Origin of the sequence: Aeromonas sp. HMWF014 (genome assembly GCF_963878295.1) — a bacterium.
Taxonomy (GTDB): domain Bacteria; phylum Pseudomonadota; class Gammaproteobacteria; order Enterobacterales; family Aeromonadaceae; genus Aeromonas; species Aeromonas popoffii.
The window spans coordinates 1-5,486 of the sequence record NZ_CAWNYS010000140.1; the positions used below are offsets into that span (position 1 = coordinate 1).

The 5,486-nt window shown below is 61.7% G+C and carries 5 protein-coding genes; all 5 read left to right on the forward strand.

Annotated features, from left to right (window positions below; genetic code table 11):
- On the forward strand, positions 1–407 hold a 407-nt coding region (locus AAC083_RS05515), incomplete at its 5' end, for an ADP-dependent NAD(P)H-hydrate dehydratase (RefSeq protein WP_181364659.1).
- An 8-nt stretch (positions 408–415) separates the two neighbouring features.
- Complete coding sequence (gene tsaE / locus AAC083_RS05520) at positions 416–889, forward strand: tRNA (adenosine(37)-N6)-threonylcarbamoyltransferase complex ATPase subunit type 1 TsaE (protein WP_108536047.1); 474 nt, start codon at positions 416–418, stop codon at positions 887–889.
- Complete coding sequence (locus AAC083_RS05525) at positions 880–2,421, forward strand: N-acetylmuramoyl-L-alanine amidase (RefSeq protein WP_042035127.1); 1,542 nt, start codon at positions 880–882, stop codon at positions 2,419–2,421. Before tsaE ends, AAC083_RS05525 begins: the two co-directional genes overlap by 10 nt.
- Before the next feature lie 138 nt (positions 2,422–2,559).
- The gene (gene mutL / locus AAC083_RS05530; RefSeq protein ID WP_108536048.1) at positions 2,560–4,443 is read left to right on the forward strand and encodes a DNA mismatch repair endonuclease MutL; all 1,884 of its coding nucleotides are present in this window, start codon (positions 2,560–2,562) and stop codon (positions 4,441–4,443) included.
- A gap of 98 nt (positions 4,444–4,541) precedes the next feature.
- Positions 4,542–5,459: a tRNA (adenosine(37)-N6)-dimethylallyltransferase MiaA gene (miaA, locus tag AAC083_RS05535; protein WP_084204585.1), complete on the forward strand. Its 918-nt coding sequence runs from the start codon at positions 4,542–4,544 to the stop codon at positions 5,457–5,459.
- Positions 5,460–5,486 lie beyond the last annotated feature (27 nt).

A 5,486-nucleotide genomic window follows, 5' to 3' on the forward strand; every position in this document is an offset into this window, starting at 1 on the left:
ATTGGGTGCTTACGCCTCACCCGGGTGAGGCGGCCCGCCTGCTGGGCTGCTCGATTGCCGAGATTGCAGCAGATCGTTTTGCCGCCGTGCGGCGCTTGCAGCACGTTTTTGGCGGTGTCGTACTGCTCAAGGGGGCGGGCACGCTCATCTGTGATGGCAAGGGGATAGCGCTCTGTGACGAGGGCAATCCCGGCATGGCCAGTGGCGGCATGGGCGATCTGTTATCTGGTATAATCGCCGCCCTTTTGGCCCAGGGCTGGTCTGCCGTCGAGGCAACCCGGCTGGGCGCAGTGATCCACGGGGAAGCGGCCGATCTGGCCGCCGCAGACGGAGAACGGGGCATGCTGGCATCAGATCTGCTGCCTTTTATCCGTCGACTGGTTAATCCCGACACCATAACAAGTTAAAGAAGAACATGGCAAAACAGTTGATGATGACACTGCCGGACGAGGCAGCAACAGTGGCACTGGGTGGCCGTCTGGCACACGCCTGCCAGCAGGCGACCACGGTGTTCTTGCACGGCTCCCTCGGGGCCGGAAAAACCACCCTGACCCGTGGCTGGGTGCAGGGGCTGGGCCATCAGGGCAAGGTCAAGAGCCCGACCTACACCCTGGTCGAGCCCTATGAACTGGCCGAGTGGCAGGTTTACCACTTCGATCTTTACCGCTTGGCCGATCCGGAAGAGCTGGAGTTCATGGGCATTCGGGACTACTTTGCCGCCAATACCCTCTGTCTGGTGGAGTGGCCAGAAAAGGGTGAAGGCTGGCTGCCGGTTTCCGATCTGGACATTACCCTGACTTATGTAAACGAGCAGCGTGAGGCTCTGATAGAGGCTCGCACTGCGATTGGCGAAGCCATTCTGGAACGGTTGTCATCTACGTGCGCGTGATCCTTGTTATTGTCCTCTCTCTGATGGCCTTACCCTCCTGGGCGAATCAGCTCAAGAGTGTGCGGGTGTGGCCATCGCCGGATAACACCCGGGTGGTACTCGACATGAGCAGCGCCCCCAATTACAACTACTTCACTCTGACCGGCCCGGATCGGCTGGTGATCGACCTCAAAGGGGCGAACAACGTCACCAATCTGGCCCGCATCGAGAACAAGAGTGAGCTGGTGCGCAAGATCCGCGAGAGTTCACCGCTGGAGAAGGGCGGCCTGCGACTGGTGTTGGACTTGAGCTCCACCATCAAGCCTGTGGTCTTTCCGCTGGCGCCGGCTGGCCCCTATGGTCATCGGCTGGTGATCGACCTGCCTTATGAAGAGAAAGCCTCCGTCGCCGTGCAGGCTACGCCAGTGGCCGGCAAGGGCCGAGGCGTGGTGATCGCCATCGATCCGGGCCATGGCGGGGAAGATCCGGGTTCCATCGGTCCACGCCGCACTTATGAGAAGCGGGTCACCCTGGCGGTTTCCCAGAAGTTGGCTGCACTCATCGACAGGGAACCCGGCATGCGCGCCGTGCTGACCCGTCGTGGCGACTACTTCGTCGATCTGAACAAGCGCTCCGAGATAGCCCGCAAGGCCAAGGCCGACTTGCTGGTGTCGGTGCACGCTGACAGCTTCCACAACGCCACCCCGCGGGGAGCCTCGGTCTGGGTGCTGTCGACCAATCGTGCCAATCGCGAGATGGGCAGCTGGCTGGAGAAGCAGGAGAAACAGGGGGAACTGCTGGGCGGGGTGGGTAAGGTATTGGCCGAGTCCGATCCAAACCCCTATCTGGCACAGACCTTCCTCGATCTCTCCATGGACAAGTCCCGTGCCGAGGGGTATGACGTCAGCCGTCAGATCCTGCGTTCCATGGGCAAGGTGGCCAGGTTGCACAAGAAGGCGCCGGAGCACGCCAGTCTGGCAGTGCTCAAAGCACCGGACATCCCCTCTGTACTGGTGGAGACAGGCTTTATCTCCAACCATGCGGAGGAGCAGCTGCTGGCTACCCCCGCTTATCAGGATCAGCTGGCTCGCGCCATCTTCGAGGGCATCCGCAACTACTACCGTGCCCACCCGACCAAGGGGGCCATGCTGACCGGTAAGGGGCAGGCCAGCAAGCCAGCTGCGGTCAGCAGACCTGTGGCGGTGAGCAAACCCGCGCAGGTGCAGTCGCAGCCCGTGATGACCAACCGGATGCCGGCCACAGAACCAAACCGTAGCCGCGATGGCGGCGCCCCGGTCAGCAGCGTCAGCAGCTCGTCCGGCGCCGGTGTGATCAAGCCCTATGTGGTGGCAGCCAAGGAGCCGAACATGCCGGTCAGCAGCGTGCAGAGCAACGACAAGGCCAAGATGATCCGCCACGTGGTCACCCGTGGCCAGAGCCTCTCTCGCCTCGCCGAGAAGTTCGGGGTGAGCCAGGCGCGGCTGGTGGAGATCAACAAACTCAAATCACGGGATATCCAGATAGGGCAGGTGCTCTATATCCCCCAAAAATAGCAACCGGGAGCAGCCATACCGATCCCTGTTTTATCGCCTTTCCTGGCCAACCAGATTGCTGCCGGAGAGAGGGTGGATCGGTCCTGCTCAGCGGTAACAGTGTCTGGATCCCGCAAGACCAAAGGTCAGGAGTAAGCCATGCCGATCCGTATTTTACCGCCGATCCTGGCCAACCAGATTGCCGCAGGAGAGGTGGTGGAGCGGCCCTCTTCGGTCGTGAAGGAGCTGGTGGAAAACAGCCTGGACGCGGGGGCCGACCGGGTCGAGATTGACATCGACAAGGGCGGTGCCAAGCTGATCCGCATCCGTGACAACGGCTGCGGCGTCGCTAAAGACGAGCTGGTGCTGGCGTTGTCGCGTCACGCCACCTCCAAGGTGGCGACCCTGGATGATCTGGAAGGGATCTGCAGCCTGGGGTTTCGCGGCGAGGCGCTCGCCTCCATCAGCTCGGTTTCTCGTCTCACCTTCACCTCCCGCACCCTGGATCAGTCCGAGGCCTGGCAAGCCCAGGCGGAAGGGCGTGAGATGCAGGTCACCGTCAAGCCCGCGGCCCACCCGGTGGGGACCACAGTGGAAGTGGTGGATCTCTTCTTCAATACGCCCGCGCGGCGCAAATTCATGCGCAGCGAAAAGACCGAGTTTGCCCATATCGACGAGCTGGTGCGTCGCATCGCGCTCTCCCGTTTCGATGTCACCCTGATCCTGCGCCACAACGGCAAGGTGATGCGCCAGTACAAGGCTGCCAATACGGTACCTGAGCAGGAGCGCCGCCTGGCCGCTGTCTGTGGCACCCCCTTCATGCACCACGCGCTGGCGGTGGAAAGCGAGCACAGCGACGTGCGCCTGCGGGGCTGGCTGGCGACCCCTGAGGGGGCCAGACCGCAGAACGACCTGCAATACACCTATGTGAACGGCCGCATGATGCGCGACAAGCTCATCAATCACGCCATCCGCCAGGCCTATGACGAGCTGCTGCCTGCCGATCGCTTCGCCGCCTATGTGCTCTATATCGAGCTGGATCCCCATCAGGTGGATGTGAACGTCCATCCGGCCAAGCACGAGGTGCGTTTCCATCAGGCACGCCTCATCCACGACTTCATCTTCCAGGCGCTGTTCACAGCCCTGCACCGGGAGGCGGCCGCCAGAGCCGAACAGGGCGAACTGCTGGCCGAGACCCTGGTCGAGCTGCCGGTCAGCGGGCAGATTGAATACCCGGGCCAGGCGCCTCGTCCCGAGTGGTACGGCGCCGAGCACAATTATCGGACTCCGGCTGCGACGAATGAAGTGCGAGAAGGGGGCGTGGCTCGTGCCAGCAATTATCAGCCGCCCGAGCCGCCCAGCCGGGATGCGATGCGTGGCATGGGGGCGCTGCTCACCACCCTATCTGATGCGGGGTCCGCGTCTGTCGTACCCGCTACCCCGGTGGCGACCTCCAACGCAGCCGTTCAGGCCGCGCCCGGAGTCTGGCAGGCGCTCATCCTGGTGGAGCAGGCTTATCTGCTGCTGGCGCGAGATGGTCAACTGGCACTGCTCTCGCTGGTGCGGGCCGAGCGCCTGCTGCTGCGCAACTGGCTGCTGGAGGCCTGGGGGCAGGGACTGGCGGCGCAACCGCTGCTACTGCCGGTCTCCTTCAAGTTGCCCAAGAACTTGATAGCGCTGGTTGAAGAGCAGGAGCGTTTGCTCACCCGCATGGGACTGGAGTTGAAAAACGGGGGGCGCGACACCATGATCCTGACTCGGGTGCCAGCCTTGCTGCGTCAAACCGATCTGGTGCGGTTATTACCCGAATTATTGCAAATTATCGAGAGCGGATCTGACAGTGATGCTAGCCAGCTGGCTGAAGTATTATGCCAATGGTTGGTAGAGCAGGGGATAACTCGCGAAAAAGTATATGATTTTTCAACTGCCAGTCGTTTGCTGATGGAACTTGTGACCGATTTCAGTGACCAACTGGCAGACACGCGCATGGTGCGCCCTGTGTCGTTGGCAAGCGTGCTGGCCGAGTTTGCCGATGGCAACTGAGGGGCGGGATGGCCGCCTCTTTGACCAATAGATATGTTTTTTGCAGGTGTGCCCGCTCTGGTGGTGACCATGCAAGGGGAGTTTTTCACGTGGCTGACTTGCCGACTGCAATTTTTCTGATGGGGCCGACGGCCTCCGGCAAGACGGATCTCGCCATCAATCTGTGTCAGGCCCTGCCCTGCGACATCATCAGCGTGGACTCTGCGCTCATCTATCGCGGCATGGACATAGGTACTGCCAAGCCGACCGCCCACGAGCTGGCCCTGGCGCCCCACAAGCTGATCGACATGCTTGATCCTGCCTTGAGCTATTCTGCGGCAGATTTTTGCCGCGATGCCCTGCGGGAGATGGACGACATAGTGGCCCGTGGCCGCATTCCGCTGCTGGTGGGCGGCACCATGCTCTATTTCAAGGCGCTGCTGGAGGGGCTCTCGCCGCTGCCATCCGCCGACCCTGTCATTCGTGCCGGGATTGAGGAAGAGGCGGCCCGCCTCGGCTGGCAGGCGCTGCACGAGGAGCTGGTGCGCATAGACCCGGTCGCCGGGGCGCGTATTCATCCCAATGACCCGCAGCGTCTGAGCCGGGCACTGGAGGTGTATCGTATCAGTGGCAAGACGCTCACTGAGCTTACGCAAGTGCAGGGGGCGGGGCTGCCCTATCGGGTGCATCAGTTTGCCATCGCTCCGAGCGATCGCGCCCTGTTACACCAGCGTATCGAACAGCGCTTTGACAAGATGTTGCAAAGCGGGTTCGAGCAAGAGGTCAGGGCGCTCTATGAGCGCGGCGATCTCACCCCTGACCTGCCCGCTATTCGCTGCGTTGGCTACCGCCAAATGTGGGACTACCTGGCAGGGGAAGTGGAGTATGATGAGATGCGCTATCGCGGAATTGTTGCCACCCGCCAGTTGGCCAAGCGTCAAATGACCTGGTTGCGCGGTTGGCCTGAAATCACCTGGTTGGAATCTGGAGAGTCTGGCAATCTGGCAAGGGTCGTGGCCCGTGCCGGTGTGGCTTGACACTCCTGTATAATCAGGTTGTTATAT

Coding starts and splice junctions, on each gene's coding strand:
- mutL (WP_108536048.1), top strand. CDS start 2,560: ATGCCGATCCGTATTTTACCGCCGATCCTGGCCAACCAGATTGCCGCA.
- tsaE (WP_108536047.1), top strand. CDS start 416: ATGGCAAAACAGTTGATGATGACACTGCCGGACGAGGCAGCAACAGTG.